Origin of the sequence: Micromonospora sp. CPCC 205558, assembly GCF_036902955.1 — a bacterium.
Classification (GTDB): Bacteria; Actinomycetota; Actinomycetes; order Mycobacteriales; family Micromonosporaceae; genus Micromonospora.
Window position 1 is genome coordinate 34,855 of sequence record NZ_JBAKHR010000040.1, and the last position, 18,370, is coordinate 53,224.

An 18,370-nucleotide genomic window follows, 5' to 3' on the forward strand; every position below is an offset into this window, starting at 1 on the left:
TCGGCCTCTCAACCGAGCAGGTCGACCAGTCGGCCGAGCACGCCGGAGCTGACCAGGATCACCAGCCCGATGGCGATGAAGATCGTCGGTATCAGCCAGACGCCGGCGCGTTCGACCAGCCGGATCACCCTCCGATGCCCGCCCAGCCAGGCTCCGGCCACGCACCACAGCGCGATCAGCAGCACGAAGACCAGCAGGAACACAGCGCTGTCGGCCACACCGAGGGCCCGGAAGACGGGTACGTAGACCGCGACGTTGTCCGCGCCGTTTGCGATCGTCACCCCGGCCACGCCGAGCGCTCCGGTGACGACCGCAGGCGTTTCGTCGTCGCCCGAACCCAGCAGCGCGCGTACGCCGAGCGCGATCGGCAGCAGACCGAGTAACCCCGTCCACGGGTCGGGCACCACCAGGAGACCACCCGCGATCACGGCGCTGGCCAGCGCGAGCGCGCCGATGCCGAGGTATTGGCCGGCGACAATTTCCCAGGTGCGGGGTTGGCCGGTGGTGCGGGCCGCGACGAAGAACAGCGTCAGGATGACGATGTCGTCGATATCGGTGGCGGCGAAGACCACGGCCGCCGCGCCCGTGGTGCTCAACAGGTCGATCACGACCGCAGGCTACGGGTCGTCGGCAGCCGCCAGCGCCCGGCGGTGGTACGCCCGGACGTCGCGATGGGCCGGATCGCCAGGATCACTCTATCGGGAAGCTGACATTGCATAGCGTGTCGGTTGGCGAAGAGTTGATATCTGGCGCATGATCGTTCGAGGCGGTCTAATAGGTGGGACCGTATCCGAACCGCACAGTCTGGGACGTGAGGACACAGCATGGCAGCCACTGGCACAGCCACCAGCACTGAGAAGGGTCGCCGGATCGTCGGAGCCGAGCGTCAGACGCTCGCCAAGGACCTGGTAAAGCGGTACACCTCGGGGGAGAGCATCCGCGCGTTGGCGGCCTCGACCGGCCGTTCCTACGGGTTCATCCACCGAGTGCTCACCGAGTCCGGGGTGCAGCTGCGTCAGCGCGGTGGTGCCCGGCGCCGCAAGAAGGCGTGACCCGCCCCTCAGCGTCGTCCACCAGCGCCGCGCCCCGGGACGTCCGGTGACCGCCGAGGCGACCGGGGTTCGGCTGACTTGCGACGGGCCGGTCGCCACGGTGACGTTGTGCCGGCCCGACGTGCTCAATGCCCAGACGCCCGCGATGTGGCGAGCGATGAGCGACTTTTCCCGCGACCTGCCCGGCGACGTGCGGGTGGTGGTGGTCCGCGGTGAGGGTCGCGCGTTCTCGGCCGGCCTCGATCTCGCGGTGGCGGGCGCCTCCGGCCCGGGGTCGTTCGCCGAGTTGGCCACGCTGCCCGAGCAGGAGTGCGCCGAGCGCATCGCGGAGTTCCAGGCCGGTTTCACCTGGCTGCACCGACCGGATGTGGTCTCCGTCGCGGCCGTGCAGGGCCACGCGATCGGCGCGGGCTTCCAGCTCGCGCTCGCCTGTGACCTGCGGGTGCTGTCCGCGGACGCGAAGCTGTCGATGGCCGAGGTGACCCTCGGTCTGGTGCCCGACCTGGCCGGCACGAAACGCCTCGTCGAGTTGGTCGGCTATTCGCGGGCGTTGGAGATCTGTGCGACCGGCCGCCGGTTGGACGCCGCCGAGGCGGACCGGATCGGCCTGGCCACCCTGGTCGCGCCGCCGGCCGAGCTGGACGGCGCGGTGCGGGATCTGACCGCCGGCCTGCTCTCCGGGGCCCGCGACGCGGTGGTGGAGATCAAGGCGTTGCTCGCCGGCGCGGCCGGGCGGTCGCATGCCGACCAGCAGCGCGCCGAGCGGGAGGCACAGACCCGTCGGCTGCGCGATCTCGCGGGCAGGGGAGAATAGGTAAGGACCGCGCGGGAAGATCCGGGTTACGACTGAGGTTGTCACACTCGTCGGGAGAATCGACCTGACGGTGCGGTCTGCCCGGCAACCCGGAGGTGAGCGATGTCCAACCCGATGTCCGGCGGCGGCATGGCCGGGTGGAGCATGCTCCGGTCGATGCGCAACAGCGACGAGGTCTCCGGCCACCAGCTCAAGCGCGGCACCGCCAAGCGGATCATCGCCTTCGCCAAACCGTACCGGCGCGACATTGTGATCTTCCTGGTCACAGTGGTGATTGCCGCAGTGATCGGCGTGGCGACTCCGCTGCTGGCGGGTGAGGTCATCGACGCCATCGCCGATCGGGGGCCGCAAGCCGGCTCCATCGTGGTCAAGCTCGCCCTGGTGATTGCCGCGCTGGCTGTCGCCGACGCCCTCTTCTCCCTCGCCCAGCGCTGGTATTCCGCGCGCATCGGCGAGGGCATCATCCTCAACCTGCGCACCCGGGTCTACGACCACGTGCAGCGGATGCCGTTGCAGTTCTTCACCCGCACCCAGACCGGTGCCCTGGTCAGCCGGCTCAACAACGACGTGCTCGGCGCTCAGCGAGCGTTTACCTCCACCCTCTCCGGGGTGGTCAGCAACGTCATTCAACTGGTGCTCACCGCCGGCGCGATGATGATCCTGTCCTGGCAGATCACGGTGCTGTCGCTGATTCTGCTGCCGGTGTTCATCATCCCGGCGCGCCGGGTCGGCAAGCGACTGGCTGAGATCACCCGCGAGTCGTACAACCTCGACGCCAAGATGAACGCGACCATGACCGAACGGTTCGGAGTGGCCGGCGCGCTGCTGGTGAAGCTCTTCGGCCAGCCCGAGATCGAGGCCCGTCGGTTCGCCGACCGGGCCGAGCGGGTCCGCGACATCGGCATCCAGTCGGCTATGTACTCCCGCACCTTCTTCGTGGCGATGTTGCTGGTCGCCTCACTGGCGCAGGCGCTCACCTACGGCCTCGGTGGCTGGTTGGCGGTCGCCGGCGCGGTCAGTGCTGGCACCGTCGTGAAGCTCGCGCTGCTGCTCACCCGCCTGTACGGCCCGCTCACCGCACTGTCCAACGTCCGGGTGGACGTGATGAGCGCGCTGGTCTCCTTCGACCGGGTCTTCGAGGTGCTCGACCTCAAGCCCGGCATCGTGGAGAAGCCCGACGCAGTGCCGGTGCCGAAGAGCACCGGCCGGGTCGACTTCCGCGACGTGCGGTTCCGCTACCCGAGCGCCGCCGAGATCTCCCTCGCCTCGCTGGAGGAGGTCGCCACCCTCGACCGGACGGTCAACGAACCGGTGCTCAAGGGCGTCTCGTTCAGCGTCGAGCCGGGGCAGATGGTCGCGCTGGTCGGCCCCTCCGGGGCCGGCAAGTCGACGCTGTCGATGCTCATCTCCCGGATCTACGACGTCACCGACGGGCAGGTGCTGGTCGGCGGGGTGGACGTGCGTGACGCGACGCTCGCCTCCCTGCGTGACGAGATCGGTGTGGTCACCCAGGATTCGCACCTGTTCCACGAGACGATCGCCGAGAACCTGCGCTACGCCAAGCCGGACGCCACCGATGACGAGATCTGGGCCGCGCTGGCCGGCGCCCAGGTCGCCGATCTGGTCCGGTCGCTGCCCGACGGTTTGGACACCACGGTGGGGGAGCGCGGTTACCGGTTCTCCGGCGGCGAGAAGCAACGCATCGCGATCGCCCGACTGCTGCTCAAGGCTCCGTCGATCGTGATCCTCGACGAGGCGACCGCCCACCTGGATTCGGAGAGTGAGGCGGCGGTGCAGCGGGCGCTGTCGGTGGCGCTGGCCGGGCGGACCGCCCTGGTGATCGCGCACCGGCTCTCCACCGTGCGCGACGCCGACCAGATCCTGGTCCTCGACGGCGGGCGGATCGTCGAGCGGGGGCGACACGACGAGTTGGTCGCGGTCGGCGGGCTCTACGCCGAGCTGTACCGGACCCAGTTCGCGGTCGCCGACTCGCCCACCCCGTTCGTCGACGCGACCGGCCCCGAGCCGGTGGTCATGCCGCTGGGCACCTACCGCGCCGACGAGGTGTTGCCGCCCGCCGCCGCCAACTGACGGCTGCGCGTCGATCAACGGTCGGCTGCTCCGGCGGTTCGACGGTCCGGCAGATCGGTCGCCGCCCGCAGCTCGGCGAACGCCAGGCCCAGCGTGACCGGCGTGAAGTGCGCGTTCAGGCCGCTCGGGTTGGGCAGCACCCACAGCCGTGCCCCGGCCAACGACTCCGGTTGCGGCCCGAAGGTGGCCTTCGGCCGTTGAAAACCGATCCGGTACGCGGTCACCCCCACCACCGCCACCCAGCGCGGCCGGTACCGGGTCACCTTGTCGGTCAGGATCGCCGCACCGTCGAGGTGTTCCTCGATGCTCAGCTCGTCCGCGCGAGCGCTGGCCCGGGCGGCCATGTTGGTGATGCCGAGCCCGAGTGCGGGCAGCTCGTCCTGTTCGCTGGGGTGCAGCAGTCGGGGAGTGAACCCGCCCCGGTGCAGGGCAGGCCAGAACCGGTTGCCGGGCCGGGCGAAGTGCCAGCCGGTGGCAGCCGACCAGAGACCGGGGTTGATGCCGACGAAGAGCACCGCCAGCCCCGGCGCGAGCACGTCGGGGATGGTCCGGTCAGCGGCCGCCGCCAGCTCCGCCCGAGAGGGCCGGGCCGTCCCGGGCGGCGGCGCGGCACGGGCGGGTCGGGCCGCCGCGGGTGGGGTCACGGCACGGGCCGGACGGGCTCCGTCGGGGGTCACAGCCCGCGTAGCGCGCCGCCGTCCACCGGCAGGGTGATCCCGGTGAGGTAGCTCGCGGCGGGGGAGAGCACGAAAGCGGCCACGCGGCCGAACTCGGCCGGGTCGCCGACGCGGCGCAGCGGGATGCCGGCCTCCGCCTCGGCGCGGGCCCGATCCGGGTCGCCGGTCGCCCCGAACAGCTCGCGGTTGCGATCGGTCATGATCCGGCCGGGCAACAGGCCGACCACCCGGACCCCGCGCGGGCCGTAGTCGTCGGCGATGTCCTTGGCCGCACCGACCAGGCCGGGCCGCAGACCGTTGGAGATGCCGAGACCGGGCACCGGGCCACGCGCCGAGGTGGAGAGCACGAGCCCGATCGCGCCGCCGTCGGGCAGGGCGTTGGCGACCGTGCGTACGGCGCGGATGGTGCCCAGGAAGACGGTCTCGAAGGAGAGCCGCCACTGCTCGTCGGTGACCGCTGCGGCGTTGCCCGGCGGTGGCCCACCGACCGAGATCAGCGCGCCGTCGAGCCGGCCGAAATGCTCCTGGGCGGCGGCGACGAGCTGCTCCGGGGTCTCCGGGTTGGCCAGGTCGCCGGTCAGCCCGACAGCGTGCTCCGGGCCACCCAGCTGCTGTGCGGCGGCGGCCACGGCGTCCGGGTCGCGGGCCGAGAGCACCACCCGCGCACCGTCGGCCACCAGGCACTGCGCGGTCGCGTAGCCCAGGCCGCGGGACGCGCCGGTGAGGACGTACACGCGGTCGGTCAGTCCGAGATCCATAACGCCGATCCTGCCGCATCCGGCACGCCCTCGCCAGCAAGGGTGGGTACTCGTGGGGCGGGACGCAGCAGGCGTACCCGGCCGGCGATCTGCACAGCGACGGCGCCGCCGGCGCGGCCCACCGCCGGCAACCGTCGCGGACGCGGCGCCCGCAGCCCGTCGTAACGCAGGCGTGCCTCCCGGACGGCCAACTCCTCGGCGGCCGCCGGGGGCAGCGCACGTTCGGCGTGCAGCGCGCGGGCAAGGTCCCAGCCGTCGCGCAACGACCCGGCGGTGGGTCGGCGGGCGGCCCAGCCGGCGAAGGTCGTCGACCACCCGGCACCGAGGCCGGCGGCGAGCAGCGGCCAGTGTCGGGCGACGTCGCCGGCCCGCTTGCGCAGCAGGGCCGCGCGGGTGGCGGCCAGGGGGCCCGGCGCGAACCCCGGCGGAGGTGGCCCACCGGCGACCAGCGCCGCGACCAGTTCGGCCTGCCGTTCGGCGAGCCCTGCGCGAGGCGTGGGCACGTGGTCGCCGGCGGGTGCGGCGGTCATGTGACGGCCGGAAAGCCCGCGGCAGCGGCCAGGGCGTCCAGTTCGGTGCGGAGCTCGGCGGCCGGCGGGTAGTGACCGTCGCGCTCCAGCAGCAGTGCGGGCGGTCGCTGTCGGGCGCAGAGCGCGCCCACCAGCTCCAGCACCGCTGGCGGCACCGGGTCGGTGTGGGTGTCGTGGTAGAAACCGCCGCGCTCCGCGCCGCCGGCCACGTGGGCGTACGCGACCCGCTCCAGCGGCAACCGATCCAGCAATGCCAGCGGGTCGGCGCCCCGGTTGCGGGCGTTGGCGTGCACGTTGGCCACGTCCAGCAGCAGCAGGGCCCCGGTCCGGTCGAGGATCTCGGTGAGAAAGTCCGCCTCGTCCAGCTCGTCGTCGGGCCAGTCGACCAATGCGGCGATCGGTTCCAGCGCGATCGGCACCGGAAGCTCGGCCTGGGCCCGTGCCACGTTGGCGCAGACCGCGTCGACGGCTTCCCTGCTGCGCGGCAGCGGCAGCAGGTGCCCGGCCTCCAGGCCGCCTGCCCGGACGAACGCGATGTGCTCGCTGACCAGCGGGGCGTCCAGGCGTTGCGCCACCGCGGCCAGGTGCGCGACCCGGGTCGGGTCGACCGGCTCGGCGCCGCCGAGGGAGAGCCGCACCCCGTGCGGAACGACCGTCACCGCGCGCTCCCGCAGCTGCGTCAGGCCGGGCGGGAGTGGCCCGGAGGCGGGAACCCCCTCGGCCACCACCTCGACGAAGCGCAGACCGGGTAGCTCGGCCACGAAGCCGGCGATCTCCGGACGCCAGCCGATGCCGACCCCGGACGGGTCGGTCATCCGCCACACCCCCCGCCGCCGCCGCAGGAGCTGCCGCCGCCGCAGGAACTGTCGCCACCGCTGTAGTTGTTGCTGGAGCTGTCGCTGCTGCTCGTTGCCCCTCCGCTCCAGCCGCTGCTCGCTGCGGCCTGGCGCTGAATCTCGGCCTGCTCGGCGAACCCGGGGTCGAGCGCCCAGAGCGCGGTGGTGCCGTACAGGGCCACGCCCATCGCTGCGCCGGTCGCTCCGTAGGTGGCGTAGGCCGGCGAGGAGGCCGGGGCGAGGTGGGTGTGCTGGCGGCGGACGTCGCGTAGCGCGGCCCGACCGGCCCGGGTGAGCGCGGGTACCCGGCGCAGCGCCAGCGTGACGATCAGGAGCGGGACCAGGGTCAGCAGCAGGTATCCCACCGGGCGGTCGTCGAACAGGCCGGAGAACAGCCGGAGCACGCCGATGCCCAGCAGGACCAGCAGGACCTGGATCCAGCGGCGGGCGCGGGCGCGCTTCGTGTCGTTCGTCAACAGCCCGCGCTGCTCCAGGCCGTCGCGGATCTGTTGCAGCGCGGTGCGTACGCGCTCGTCCTGCGTCAGGTCCCGGACCCGCGAGTTCTGGTGGGCGGCCCAGTGGATGGCCTGATCGAGTGGGCTGAGCCCGGCCGGGGCGGGCCCGCCGGTGGTGAGCCGGCGGTCCGGCCTCACGCCGACCGCGCCGCTGCCGCGCAGTCCGCCCAGCGCGGCGTGGACCGCGAGTTGGGGGCCACCGTTGAGGTACGCGATCTGTTGTGGTCCGAGTGGGTCGCCGGTCATGGCGGCCGTGGATCCGGTTGCCAGCCGGATCCGGTGGTACGCCACGATCACCGCCACCACGACGGCCGCCGCGATGTAGTACCGAAGGAAGGTTGGGCCGGAGATGCCCCAGGTATCGCCGGACGCGGCGTGGACGATCATCGACTGCTCCTGTCACCGGAGGGATCGGCGGCCCCATTGTGGAGCAGCCTCGCCACGGTCGGTCGACCGGTGTGTCCGCGCGGTCAGTGCCGGCGGACCGCCTCCTCGACGAGGTCGAGCACCGGGCCCAGGTCACCGGCCGGTCGGCCCATGGCCAGGTGCAGCACCAGGCCGTCGTAGGCCAGCTCCAGGAACTGGGCCAGCACGTCGATCGGGACGTCCTCGCGCAGCACCCCGGCGTCGCGCTGGCGGGCCAGCCGGTCCCGGGTCGCCTCCGCGATGGCGGCGGACCGCTCGGCCCACCGGCGGGCGAAAGCGGGGTCGGTGCGCAGCCGGCGGGAGACCTCCAGCTGGCTGCCCAGCCAGCCGGTGGTGTCCGGGGAGACGGCTCGGGCGAGCAGATCGCGCATCACCTGCACGAGACCGTTGCGGGCGACCGTCTCGACCATGGCCGCGGCGTCGTCCTCGGCGACGGCCAGGAAGAGCGAGTCCTTGTCGCGGAAGTGGTGGAAGATCGCGCCACGGGACAGGCCGGTGGCCTCCTCGAGGCGGCGCACGGTCGCCCCCTCATAGCCGAGCCGGGCGAAACACGCACGGGCGGCGGCGAGGATCTCCTGCCGGCGCGCGTCGAGCTGGTCCTGGCTTACTCTGGGCACAGGTCGATCGTCGCAGGTCACCCCGACGCATGCAAACCGTACGTACGGCTTGGGATGTTGCCGATTACCATCGCCCGGTGACCCAGCCCCGCACCGTGCCCCGCTCCCCGCTGACAGTGGCCACCGTCCAGGCCACCCCCACGCCGGGCGACGTCGCCGGCAACGCGGTCGCCGCAGCCGACCTGGTCCGCCAAGCCGGCGAGCGGGGCGCCCGGGTGGCCGTCCTGCCGGAGCTGTTCCTCTGCGCGTACCACCCGCCGGCCCTCGCCGCCGACCCGGCCGGCACGGACGTCGCCGCCGATCCGGCCGGGATGGTCGCGGATCCGCGGCTCGACCCGCTGCGCGCCGCCGCCCGCGAGGCCGGCGTCACCGCGCTGGTCGGCGCGGCCGTCCGACACCCGGACGGCCGGCGGACCATCGCGGCGCTGGTTGTGGACCGGGCCGGCGAGGTGCGGGTCGGCTACGACAAGCAGCAGCTGTGGGGTGACGAACGGGAGCTGTTCACCCCCGGCGACCGGGGCGCGACGCTGCTCGTCGACGACTGGCGGCTCGGGCTGGGCATCTGTTACGACGGCTGTTTCCCCGAGCACGGCCGGGCCGCCGCCCTCGACGGCGCACACGCCTACCTGTGCCCCAGCGGATACCTGGCCGGCTCCGAGCACCGTCGGGATCTCTACTACGCCGCGCGGGCGTTGGACAACACGATGTTCGTGGTCTTCGCCAACGCCGTCGGAGGCGTCGACCCGTGGCGGTTCAACGGCGGCGCGGCCATCTACGACCCCGAGGGGCGGGCGCTGGCTCGCGGGGCCGACGACGGCACGGCGGTGCTCGTGGCGACGCTGGATCCCGCCGTGCTCGTGGCCACCCGGTCGGCCCACTCGATGCTCGTCGATCGGCTGGCGGAGCAGGGCGGCCCGCGGGTGTCGATGCCTGGCTGAGCCCTTCGTCAGGTCGATACCCGCCGCATCTGTTGGCGGACACGTCGGTCCCGTAGGGTGCCCGAGTGCCACTGCTCCTGCTGGACCTGGACAACACCCTGCTGGACCGGGCCGGGCCGTTCCGCCGCTGGGGTGAGCGCTTCCTGGACAGCATCGGCGCGCCCCCCACCGACATCGACTGGCTGGTCTCGATCGACGCCGACGGTCTGACCGACCGCTGGGACCTCGCCGACGCCATCAGGGACCGCTACGAGCTGCGCATTCCCTCGATCGACCTGGTGGAGGAGCTGCACGACGGGGTGGTGGCGCAGACCCGGCTCGACCCGCTGACCGCCTGCGCGCTGCGGATCGCCGACGACGCCGGCTGGGTGCCGGTGGTGGTCTGCAACGGCGCCGTACGCGTCGAGGACGCCAAGATTCGCCGGACCGGGCTGGACCAGTACGTCGCGGACTGGGTGATCTCCGAGGAGGCCGGCGTCAGCAAGCCCAACCCGAGAATCTTCGCGCTCGCCGCCCAGCGGGTGCGGATGCCGCTGCGCGGGTCGTGGGTGATCGGCGACAGCCCGGAGGCGGACATCGGCGGCGCCGCTGCCGTCGGGCTACCCAGCGTCTGGCTGCACCGAGGGCGCACCTGGTCGGACGTCCGGTTCGCGCCGAGCCGCACCGTGGACGGGCTGATCGCCGCGGTCGCCACAGTCCTCGCCCGCTGAGGGTTTCCCGCGCTGGCCGTCGCCGTCGGGTGCTGGCTCGGTAATTCGGTTGACCGGCTGCCGTGGTGGTACCAGCATTGTCCGCGCATCGTGCATCCCGGGTGTGTGCCCGGTTGAGGAGAGGGGGTCGGTAATGGCCGTCTTCGCAGGTCGTTTCCAGCTGCCTATCTCAGTCTCGACCAAGGGAACCTCACCACAGTGCGCGATCATGACCTTCCGGCGCTTGAGCGCCGGACCCGCGGCAAGAGCCGCTTCGATGACGACGAACCACAGTTTCTGAAGCGCGGGCGGCCCACCGAGCCGCTCGCAGACCCGGACAGCGAGCCCGACCCGGACACCGGCGAGCGCTGGTCGTCCTGGGACGACGCCGTGCACGGGCCGCAGCCGCATCCGGCCTGGCTGGTCACCGAACTGGCCGCGAAGGACACCGAGCTGGGTGTGCTGAAGACCGGCAAGGAGGCCGACGTCCACCTGGTCCGTCGGGCGGTGCCCGACACCGACCGGTCCTGCCTGCTCGCTGTGAAACGCTACCGCGATCCCGAGCACCGGCTGTTCCACCGCGATGCCGGCTACCTGGAGGGCCGTCGGGTGCGCCGGTCCCGGGAGAACCGGGCGATGGCCGGTCGGACGGCGTTCGGCCGGCAGATGATCGCCGGGCAGTGGGCCGCGGCCGAGTTCGCCGCCCTGAGCCGGCTCTGGGAGATCGGCGCCGGGCACGACCGGATCGCCGTGCCGTACCCGGTGCAGGTGCGGGGCACCGAGCTGATGCTGGAGTTCGTCGGTGACGCCGAGTCGGGGGAGGCGGCGCCCCGACTGGCCCAACTGCGGCCCGGCCCGGCCGAGCTGCGTGACCTGTGGGCCCAACTGGTGGAGGCGCTGCGGGTGCTGGCTCGGGCCGGCTACGCGCACGGCGACCTGTCGCCGTACAACCTGCTCGTACACCAGGGGAGGCTGGTCGTGATCGACCTGCCGCAGGTGGTCGACGTGGTGGCGAACCCGCAGGGGCCGGAGTTCCTGGCCCGTGACGTGCGGGTGGTCGGTGCCTGGTTCGCGGCCCGGGGTCTCCCCGGCGAACAGGCCGATCCCGGCCTGTTGACCGGAGAGCTGCTGCGCGAGGCGGGCCTGCGCTGATCGGAGCGGGGTCGGGCGGCCACGCCGCCCGACCCGCCGCGTCGGCTACTGCAGGTACCGCTCCACCTCGGGCTTGGGGCGCTCGCCCTGGGCGTCGGGGTCGCCGTGGGTCTCCCGGGCGGCCCGCCGACGGCGCAGCAGGTCCCAGCACTGGTCGAGGGACTCCTCCAGGGCGCGCAGTCGCTCGCTGGCTTCGCCCTCGGTGCCCGACTCGTGGGCCTGGGCGTCGGCACGCAGCTTGTGTTCCTCGTCGACCAGCTCGGTGATCCGGTTCAGGATGGTCTTGTCGTCCATGCCACAGAGCCTGGCACAGGGTGCCGGGCGTCGCCCGATTTCGGGGGTACCGGTGCGTCCTGCGTCACCGACCCGCACCGGCCAGCCCGCCGATCGCCCGGTTGGTGCCGATGCCGCGCAGCCGGGTCGGCGGCGGGCAGGCGGTTCCACCCGTCGCGCTGCTCCGTCGCTCGCCTGACTGTCCATTCAGGATCGGTTCGAATAAAAATATCGACATAAGTGCGTTCGCGTAGACGGAAATTGCGCCGTGCGCAAGTCTGGAGGTGCCCCTCGTTTGGTGAGATGCTTCCCGTTGGCCCAGAAGGTGAAAGTTCTATCATCCTGCCTGACCGAAGTGGATCGCTGCGGTCGTCGGGACAACGAGGAGACGTGGTTCGATGTCGCAGGTGTCCGAGGCGCGCCCCGCCACCGTCAGCACCGAACCCCGGACGATCCCGTTACGACGCGCTCTGCCCGCACTGGTCCGCGATCCGCTGGGTGCGCTCGTCGACTTCGCGCAGGCTGCCGACGGCGAGGTCGTCCGGCTGAATCTCGGCTCGTTCCGCCCCTATCTGGTCAGCCATCCTGAGCACCTGCAACGCGTCCTGCGGGACAACGTTGCCAACTACACCCGGGACGGCGACGGGCTGCTGTGGCGACCCGTTCGTCGGATCGTCGGTGACGCCATCCTGGTCGCCGAGGGTGAGATCTGGGAGTCCAGCCGAGGCGCCCTGCAACCGTTGTTCACCGCGAAGCGGGCCGAGACGCTCGTCGACAAGATGGCCGAGGCGATCAACGAGGCGGTCGACGAATGGCTCGAACCGGCCCTCGCCGGTCGCCCGATCGACGGGGGCGCCGAGCTGACCCGGATCGTCCTGCGTACCACCATGCGGGTCCTCTTCGCCGACCGGATCTCGGTCCCCGACGCTCTGCGGATCAGCGCCGCGCTGGACACCGTCACCACCGCGATGCTCCCCCGACTGCTGATGCCCGCCGTGCCGTACGCGGTGCCGATGCCCGGCGACCGGCCCTTCCGCGAGGCGGTGCGCACCATCGACGAGGTGGTGCTGCCGATCATCCGGGAGGCCCGGGCCCGTCCCACCGACGGCGACGACATCATCTCCACGCTCTGCCGGCCGCGCGCCGACGGCAGCGAACCCGACGAGTACGCGATCCGCGGCGACGTGGTCGCGATGTTCTCCACCGCCACCGAGACCACCATCGCGCTGCTCTCCTGGCTCTGGCCGGTGCTGGCGTCCCGCCCCGACGTGGCCGAGCGGATGACCGACGAGATCGAGCAGGTGGTCGGCGCCGAACGGGTCGGCCGTGAGCACCTGCCCCAGCTGCGCTACGGCCGGATGGTGCTCGACGAGATGCTGCGGCTCTACCCGGCCGGCTGGATGATCCCGCGCACCGCGGTCGGCGACGACGTGCTGGGCGGGGTGCGCATCAAGGCCGGCGGCACCGTGCTGGTCAGCCCGTACGTGACCCAGCGGATGTCGACGTTCTGGGACGACCCGGCGCTCTTCGACCCGGAGCGGTTCGCGCCGGAGCTGCCCCGGCGGCGCTACCGCTACTCCTACTTCCCGTTCGGCGGTGGCCCGCACCAGTGCCTTGGGCAGTACCTGTTCCTGCTGGAGGCCCAGCTCATCGTCAGTACCGTACTGAGCCGCTACCGCTTCCGGCTGCGCGAACCGGTGGATCTCACCCCCCGGATGGGCGCCTCGCTGCAACCCAAGCAGCGGGCCGAGCTCATCCTCACCCCGGTCGAGCGCCCGGCCGCATCGTGACGGAGACCCCGCGACCGGCACGGGCAGGTCAGGACGCGGTCGCCGAGCAGGGCCGGGTGTGCGCACTTGCCGTGCGGGGCGTACGCGACCTCCAGGACGTCACCGCCGCGCACCCGGAGCTGTTCGACGCCGCGCCGTTCGACCCGGCGCTGCTCAGCTCGGTGGCCACCGCCATCGCCTTCACCGCGCCGTGGCACACCGCCGCGGAGTTGCGGATCACCACCCGTACCCTGCTCTGGGTCTTCGCCGCCGACTGGCAGGTCGACTACCTCGCGCGGTCCGTCGACGACGTCCGGAAGGTGGTCACCGACTGCCTGGCGGTGGCCGACGGCGCCGCCCCGGCGCCGGGGCACCACCTCGCCCGACTGCTGGCCGACCTGCGCGACGAGCTGGCCACCGTGCCGGCGTTCGCCCGGCTGCGCCCGATCTGGCGCGACGAGTTGGCGCGGATGCTCGCCGCCGTGGCGCGGGAGTGGGACTGGAAGAACCTGCCGACCGACCCGACCACCGGGCGACGTCTGCCGGACCTGGACCGCTACCTGGACAACGCGGACAACCTCGCTTGCTCATTCGTCAACGTCACACACTGGATCGCCACCGGCGACGAGAAGACCCTCGCCCAGTTGACCGACCTGCTGGACGCCGGACGCGGCGTGCAGCGGGTGCTGCGGCTGGTCAACGACCTTGCCACGCAGGGGCGTGACGCCGAGTGGGGTGACCTGAACGCCCTGTTGCTGGTCGACGACCCGGCGCAGGTGCACGACCGACTGGCCGAGCTGACCGCCCGGTCCCGGGGGGACCTGGCCGCCCTCGCCGAACGGTGCCCCCGCCAGGCGGAGTACCTCAACCGGCAGATCTCGTTCACCGGCGGCTTCTACGAACTGTCGGACTTCTGGGGAGAGCGCGATGAGTGACGGGGCCACCCGGGTGCTCGCCGACGCGACGACCGCAGCCGACCCGGTCGCCGACGCCGCCCGCGAGTTGATCGCCGGCCTTGCCCTGCGGCCGTGGGGGCAGGTCGCCGCTTCGGTGTACGAGACCGGGCGGCTGGTCGCCAACGCTCCCTGGCTGGCCGGGCACCACCAGCGGATCGCGTTCCTACTGCGCAGTCAGCGCCCGGACGGGGCGTGGGGCCCACCCGAGGGGTACGCCCTGGTGCCGACGCTGAGTGCCACCGACGCGCTGCTCGCGGCGCTGGCCGACGGTCGGGCCGCGCCGGAGCTGCTCGCCCCGGTGGCCGGTGGGCTCGACGCGCTCGTCGGCACGCTGCTCCGCGCCGACGTCCGGACGCTGCCAGACACCCCCGCGTTGGACATCATCGTTCCGGCGCTGGTCGACACGATCAACGACCGGCTCGCCGGGCTGCCGCGGGACACCGCCGACCGACTGCCCCGCCCGCCGCTGCCGCTGCCCGCCGGGCTGAACCGGGACCGGCTGCGCGCGGTGCGGTCCGCGGTGGCCGCCGGAGCGACGCTGCCACCGAAGCTGGCCCACTTCTACGAGATCCTGGACGCGGTACCCGCCGACGCAGGCCCCACCCTCACCGCGGTCGGCGCCTCACCTGCCGCGACCGCGGCCTGGCTGACCGCGGCCGGCCCGGACGCCGGCCCCGCCGCGTACGCCTTCCTGCGGGCACTGATCCGTGACGGCGGAGGCCCGGTGCCCTGCCCGGCCCCGATCACCGTTTTCGAGCGAGCCTGGGTGCTGAGCGGCCTGCGTCGCGCCGGGATCACGATCAACCCGCCGGCCTCGGTGCTGGAGAGCCTGACGGCGGCCACCGCCGGCCAGGGCATCGCCACCGGCGACGGCCTGCCGACCGATGCCGACACCACCTCGGTGTCCCTCGACGCGCTGGCTCGGCTCGGCCGCCCGGCGGACCCGGCCAGCCTGTGGGCGTACGAGACGGCTGACGGTTTCTGCACCTGGCCGGGGGAGGACGGCTTCTCGGTCACCACCAACGCCCACGTGCTGGACGCCTTCGGTCAGCACGTGACCCGGCACCCGGACGCGGACGCGCGCTATCACCGGGCCGTCGACCGGTTGAGCACGGTGCTGGTTGGGCATCAGCGCGCGGACGGCGCCTGGCAGGACCGGTGGCACGCCTCGCCGTACTACGCCACCGCCTGCTGCGTGCTGGCGCTGGCCGAGTTCGGCCGGGGTGCCGCCGCCGCCGAGGCGGTGGATCGGGCGGCCGGCTGGGTGCTGAACAGCCAGCGCCCGGACGGCTCCTGGGGGCGGTGGGACGGCACCGCCGAGGAGACCGCGTACGCCCTGCGGGTGCTGCTGACGGTGCCGACGACGGTGCCCCGGGTCGACGACGCCGTGGCCCGTGGGCACGCCTACCTGCACGAATCCGCCGCCGGAGACCACCGTCCACTGTGGTACGGCAAGGAGCTGTACTGTCCCACCATGATCGTTCGCGCCGCGGTGCTCGCCGCCTGCCGGTTGGCCAGCATTCGGGCCTCCGGGGTGGACCGATCGGTGGCGGATTGCGGCTACCAGTCAAGAAAAACAACAACTTGAGGGGTTGTGTGGACACTGCTAGCGTACGCAGAGCCTCAGCCCCGGATGCCCCACTGCGGTGGGACGTCGCCCCCTCTGATCATTCGTTGATGCGCTGAGTCAACGCCCGGCCTGGGACGGTTCAATGCGTTCTCGCGGTACGAGTATCCGCACCAAGGTTGTCGCCCTGCTGCTCTCCCTCGTCGCCCTCTGGATGTTCGCGGCCTGGGTGACCCTGCGGGACGGCTTCAACCTGCTCGGGGTCCAGTTGCTCAACAGCACGGTCTACACGCCGAGTGAGCCGTTGTTGCAGGAGCTCCAGGTGGAGCGGCGGTTGACGCAGGCGTACCTGAGCAACCCCGAGGCCGCGCAGCGGGCGGCGCTCGAAGCCGAGCAGGCCAAGAGCGCGGGGCTGGCCGCCGACTTCGCCGACTCGGTGCGCAACTGGCAGGTCGACGTCGCCGGCAGTTCCGCACTGGACACCCAGCTCGGTCTGACGATCGCCCAGGTCAAGGCGTTGGAGCAGACCCGCGCCGAAGTGCTGGACCGCAAGATCGATCGGGTCGCCGCCGCCGAGGCGTACACGACCGCAATCGAGTCGATCTTTCAGATCTACGACGTGACGGGCAGTCTGGACGACAAGCAGATCGCCGCGGAGGCTGCGGCACTGATCCAGCTCAACCGGACGAAGGAGCTGATCTCCCAGGAGGACGCGCTGCTCAGCGGCCTCTTCGGCAATGGCCGGATGAGCGGCGCCGAGTACGCCCGCTACGTCGCGCTGGTCGGCTCGGAGCGGTTCCTCGGTGAGGAGACCCGGGTTCGGCTTGCCGACGCCGACCAGCGCCGCTACCAGCAGCTCGTCGAAGGTGAGGCGTTCACCCGACTGCGCGCCGTGCAGGACAGCATCATCCGCGAGGGCCGACCGTCGACCCAACTGCCGCTCGACGCCGAGCAGTGGCGCGGCACCGTGGAACCCGCGCTAGCCGCGGTCAACGATGTGGTGGCCGCCGGCGGCGAGGGCATCGTGGACCGCGCCACCGGCGTCGCCGTGATGGTCGTCGTCCGACTGGTGCTCGCCACCGGTCTGGGCCTGCTCGCCGTCATCGCCTCGGTCGTCATCTCGATCACCACCGCACGGAACCTGCTGCGCCAGCTGGACCGGCTGCGGGAGGCCGCCTGGCAGCTCGCCGACGAGCGGCTGCCCCGGGTGGTGGAGCGGCTCGGGCGCGGCGAGGAGGTCGACGTTGCCACCGAGGCGCCCCCGCTGGAGTTCGGCACCGACGAGATCGGCCAGGTCGGCAAGGCGTTCAACGCCGTCCAGGAGACCGCCCTGCGGACCGCCGTCGAGCAGGCCGACCTGCGTCGCAACGTCCGCGAGGTCTTCCTCAGCCTGGCCCGACGCACGCAGGCGCTCGTACACCGTCAGCTCACCCTGCTCGACGCGATGGAGCGCCGCGAACACGACGCCGAGGAGCTGGAGGACCTGTTCCGGGTCGACCACCTGGCCACCCGGATGCGGCGCAACGCGGAAAACCTGATCGTGCTCTCCGGCTCCACCCCCGGTCGGGCCTGGCGGCGCAACGTTCCGATGGTCGACGTCGTGCGCGGCGCCGTGGCCGAGGTCGAGGACTACACCCGGGTCAACGTGCTGCCGCTCGGGCCGGTCTCGCTCGCCGGCCGTGCGGTCGGCGACATCATCCACCTGCTCGCCGAGCTGATCGAGAACGGCCTGTCGTTCTCGCCGCCACACACGACGGTCGAGGTCCGTGGCCAGCTGGTCTCCAACGGGTTCGCCATCGAGATCGAGGACCGGGGCCTCGGCATGAGCGAGGAGGACCTGGCCGCGGCGAACCACCGGATCGTCGACCAGTCCGAGCTGAACCTCGCCAACGCCGCCCGCCTCGGGCTCTACGTGGTGAGCCGGCTGACCGAACGGCACGGCGTGCGGGTCCGGCTCAAGGAGTCCGCGTACGGCGGCACCACGGCGGTTGTGCTGATCCCGCTGGAGCTGGTCACCGAGGCCGACGCCTCGCCGGAGGACTCGGGCTCGTTCCGGGCCGGTACGGCCATCCCGATGTCGTCGGGACCCGCCACGGAGAGCAGCCGCCCGGCGTCTTCCGCGCCGGTCGCGCTCGCCGCACAGACGACCACCGCGCCGGACGTACCGGCGACGTCGACGGTGCCGGCCGTCACCACAACCCCGACGTCGGACGACGAAGCCGAGGCGGACACCGGTCTCCCCACCCGACGGCGGAGCACCCCGGCAACCGGCACACCCGAACTGCCCACCCGCGCCCGACGCGGCCCGGGTCAACCAGCCCTGGAAGCCCCGACCGTGCCCACCGGCCTACCCGCCGTGGACCGGGCCCGCCCGGAGACCCGCGACGCAGAGCCGGTGGAGGCCGGCGACGGTGGTCCGGTGCCCGCCCGCGCCGACGCCGAGCGGACCGACTCCGGCCTGCCCGTCCGGGTCCGACAGGCGAACATCGTTCCCGAGTTGCGAGACGACCCGGCGATGTCGGAGACCGACGACGAGGATGTGGTGCGCCCACCGGAGCAGGTCCGCCGGATGATGAGCTCCTACCAGACCGGCACCCGGCGTGGGCGGACCGACGCCGCTCGGCTCCTCGGCGGTGCCTCCGGCACCCCGGCGGCGACACCGCCCGAGCCGACCGACGAGGATCCACAAGCGACCTGACCGAGCACCGAT

General features: G+C 72.4%; 18 protein-coding genes. 10 read left to right on the forward strand and 8 right to left on the reverse strand.

What is annotated here, in order from left to right:
- Window positions 1–8: 8 nt before the first annotated feature.
- Window positions 9–608, reverse strand: a complete 600-nt coding sequence (locus V6U86_RS30150) for a cadmium resistance transporter (protein ID WP_334509263.1) — start codon at window positions 606–608, stop codon at window positions 9–11.
- A gap of 216 nt (window positions 609–824) precedes the next feature.
- On the opposite strand from V6U86_RS30150, the gene V6U86_RS30155 reads away from it, so the two are divergent.
- The 3 genes from V6U86_RS30155 (at window position 825) to V6U86_RS30165 (ending at window position 3,957) form a co-directional block, all read left to right on the forward strand.
- Entirely contained in the window at window positions 825–1,052 is a 228-nt protein-coding gene (locus V6U86_RS30155) for a helix-turn-helix domain-containing protein (protein WP_007462679.1), read from the forward strand.
- A gap of 46 nt (window positions 1,053–1,098) precedes the next feature.
- Window positions 1,099–1,866: an enoyl-CoA hydratase/isomerase family protein gene (locus V6U86_RS30160; RefSeq protein ID WP_334509265.1), complete on the forward strand. Its 768-nt coding sequence runs from the start codon at window positions 1,099–1,101 to the stop codon at window positions 1,864–1,866.
- Window positions 1,867–1,980: 114 nt separating this feature from the next.
- A complete protein-coding gene (locus V6U86_RS30165) occupies window positions 1,981–3,957 on the forward strand; it encodes an ABC transporter ATP-binding protein (protein ID WP_334509323.1) in 1,977 nt (658 codons plus the stop codon).
- Window positions 3,958–3,971: 14 nt separating this feature from the next.
- Here the strand turns inward: V6U86_RS30165 and mug are convergent, their stop codons facing one another.
- The 6 genes from mug to V6U86_RS30195 form a co-directional block, all read right to left on the reverse strand.
- Window positions 3,972–4,601, reverse strand: a complete 630-nt coding sequence (mug, locus tag V6U86_RS30170; protein ID WP_334509267.1) for a G/U mismatch-specific DNA glycosylase — start codon at window positions 4,599–4,601, stop codon at window positions 3,972–3,974.
- A 29-nt stretch (window positions 4,602–4,630) separates the two neighbouring features.
- The gene (locus V6U86_RS30175) at window positions 4,631–5,392 is read right to left on the reverse strand and encodes an SDR family oxidoreductase (protein ID WP_334509269.1); all 762 of its coding nucleotides are present in this window, start codon (window positions 5,390–5,392) and stop codon (window positions 4,631–4,633) included.
- The gene (locus V6U86_RS30180; protein ID WP_334509272.1) at window positions 5,377–5,922 is read right to left on the reverse strand and encodes a hypothetical protein; all 546 of its coding nucleotides are present in this window, start codon (window positions 5,920–5,922) and stop codon (window positions 5,377–5,379) included. The genes V6U86_RS30175 and V6U86_RS30180 overlap by 16 nt, the downstream gene beginning before the upstream one ends.
- Window positions 5,919–6,737 carry a DUF692 domain-containing protein gene (locus V6U86_RS30185; RefSeq protein WP_334509275.1) on the reverse strand — a complete coding sequence of 273 codons (819 nt, stop codon included), beginning with the start codon at window positions 6,735–6,737 and terminating at the stop codon, window positions 5,919–5,921. Before V6U86_RS30185 ends, V6U86_RS30180 begins: the two co-directional genes overlap by 4 nt.
- Window positions 6,734–7,660: a TIGR04222 domain-containing membrane protein gene (locus V6U86_RS30190; protein ID WP_334509277.1), complete on the reverse strand. Its 927-nt coding sequence runs from the start codon at window positions 7,658–7,660 to the stop codon at window positions 6,734–6,736. Before V6U86_RS30190 ends, V6U86_RS30185 begins: the two co-directional genes overlap by 4 nt.
- A gap of 83 nt (window positions 7,661–7,743) precedes the next feature.
- A complete protein-coding gene (locus V6U86_RS30195) occupies window positions 7,744–8,316 on the reverse strand; it encodes a TetR/AcrR family transcriptional regulator (protein WP_091403732.1) in 573 nt (190 codons plus the stop codon).
- Between the two features lie 77 nt (window positions 8,317–8,393).
- On the opposite strand from V6U86_RS30195, the gene V6U86_RS30200 reads away from it, so the two are divergent.
- From V6U86_RS30200 to V6U86_RS30210, 3 genes are all read left to right on the forward strand, one after another.
- Window positions 8,394–9,254: a carbon-nitrogen hydrolase family protein gene (locus tag V6U86_RS30200; RefSeq protein ID WP_334509282.1), complete on the forward strand. Its 861-nt coding sequence runs from the start codon at window positions 8,394–8,396 to the stop codon at window positions 9,252–9,254.
- Between the two features lie 65 nt (window positions 9,255–9,319).
- Window positions 9,320–9,964: an HAD family hydrolase gene (locus V6U86_RS30205; RefSeq protein WP_334509284.1), complete on the forward strand. Its 645-nt coding sequence runs from the start codon at window positions 9,320–9,322 to the stop codon at window positions 9,962–9,964.
- Window positions 9,965–10,162: 198 nt separating this feature from the next.
- Window positions 10,163–11,095 (forward strand): serine protein kinase RIO, encoded by a 933-nt coding sequence (locus V6U86_RS30210; protein ID WP_334509286.1) that lies wholly within the window; start codon window positions 10,163–10,165, stop codon window positions 11,093–11,095.
- A gap of 45 nt (window positions 11,096–11,140) precedes the next feature.
- Here V6U86_RS30210 and V6U86_RS30215 read toward each other — a convergent pair whose 3' ends face one another.
- Window positions 11,141–11,389: a DUF2630 family protein gene (locus tag V6U86_RS30215; protein WP_184176801.1), complete on the reverse strand. Its 249-nt coding sequence runs from the start codon at window positions 11,387–11,389 to the stop codon at window positions 11,141–11,143.
- A gap of 431 nt (window positions 11,390–11,820) precedes the next feature.
- Here V6U86_RS30215 and V6U86_RS30220 point away from each other — a divergent pair, with 431 nt between their 5' ends.
- The 4 genes from V6U86_RS30220 to V6U86_RS30235 all read left to right on the forward strand — a co-directional run bounded on the left by V6U86_RS30220 (window position 11,821) and on the right by V6U86_RS30235 (window position 18,358).
- Window positions 11,821–13,158 (forward strand): cytochrome P450, encoded by a 1,338-nt coding sequence (locus V6U86_RS30220; protein ID WP_334509325.1) that lies wholly within the window; start codon window positions 11,821–11,823, stop codon window positions 13,156–13,158.
- Window positions 13,155–14,072, forward strand: a complete 918-nt coding sequence (locus tag V6U86_RS30225; protein WP_334509291.1) for a terpene synthase family protein — start codon at window positions 13,155–13,157, stop codon at window positions 14,070–14,072. The genes V6U86_RS30220 and V6U86_RS30225 overlap by 4 nt, the downstream gene beginning before the upstream one ends.
- Window positions 14,065–15,681, forward strand: a complete 1,617-nt coding sequence (locus V6U86_RS30230; RefSeq protein ID WP_334509293.1) for a prenyltransferase/squalene oxidase repeat-containing protein — start codon at window positions 14,065–14,067, stop codon at window positions 15,679–15,681. The genes V6U86_RS30225 and V6U86_RS30230 overlap by 8 nt, the downstream gene beginning before the upstream one ends.
- Before the next feature lie 124 nt (window positions 15,682–15,805).
- Window positions 15,806–18,358, forward strand: coding sequence for a sensor histidine kinase (locus V6U86_RS30235; protein WP_334509294.1), 2,553 nt, complete (start codon window positions 15,806–15,808; stop codon window positions 18,356–18,358).
- Window positions 18,359–18,370: the final 12 nt, after the last annotated feature.

Excerpts from the sequence above, each read along its gene's own strand:
- V6U86_RS30185 (WP_334509275.1), bottom strand. The coding sequence starts at position 6,737 with ATGACCGACCCGTCCGGGGTCGGCATCGGCTGGCGTCCGGAGATCGCC.
- V6U86_RS30175 (WP_334509269.1), bottom strand. The coding sequence starts at position 5,392 with ATGGATCTCGGACTGACCGACCGCGTGTACGTCCTCACCGGCGCGTCC.
- V6U86_RS30235 (WP_334509294.1), top strand. The coding sequence starts at position 15,806 with ATGCGTTCTCGCGGTACGAGTATCCGCACCAAGGTTGTCGCCCTGCTG.
- V6U86_RS30215 (WP_184176801.1), bottom strand. The coding sequence starts at position 11,389 with ATGGACGACAAGACCATCCTGAACCGGATCACCGAGCTGGTCGACGAG.
- V6U86_RS30190 (WP_334509277.1), bottom strand. The coding sequence starts at position 7,660 with ATGATCGTCCACGCCGCGTCCGGCGATACCTGGGGCATCTCCGGCCCA.
- V6U86_RS30165 (WP_334509323.1), top strand. The coding sequence starts at position 1,981 with ATGTCCGGCGGCGGCATGGCCGGGTGGAGCATGCTCCGGTCGATGCGC.
- V6U86_RS30180 (WP_334509272.1), bottom strand. The coding sequence starts at position 5,922 with ATGACCGCCGCACCCGCCGGCGACCACGTGCCCACGCCTCGCGCAGGG.
- V6U86_RS30230 (WP_334509293.1), top strand. The coding sequence starts at position 14,065 with ATGAGTGACGGGGCCACCCGGGTGCTCGCCGACGCGACGACCGCAGCC.
- V6U86_RS30155 (WP_007462679.1), top strand. The coding sequence starts at position 825 with ATGGCAGCCACTGGCACAGCCACCAGCACTGAGAAGGGTCGCCGGATC.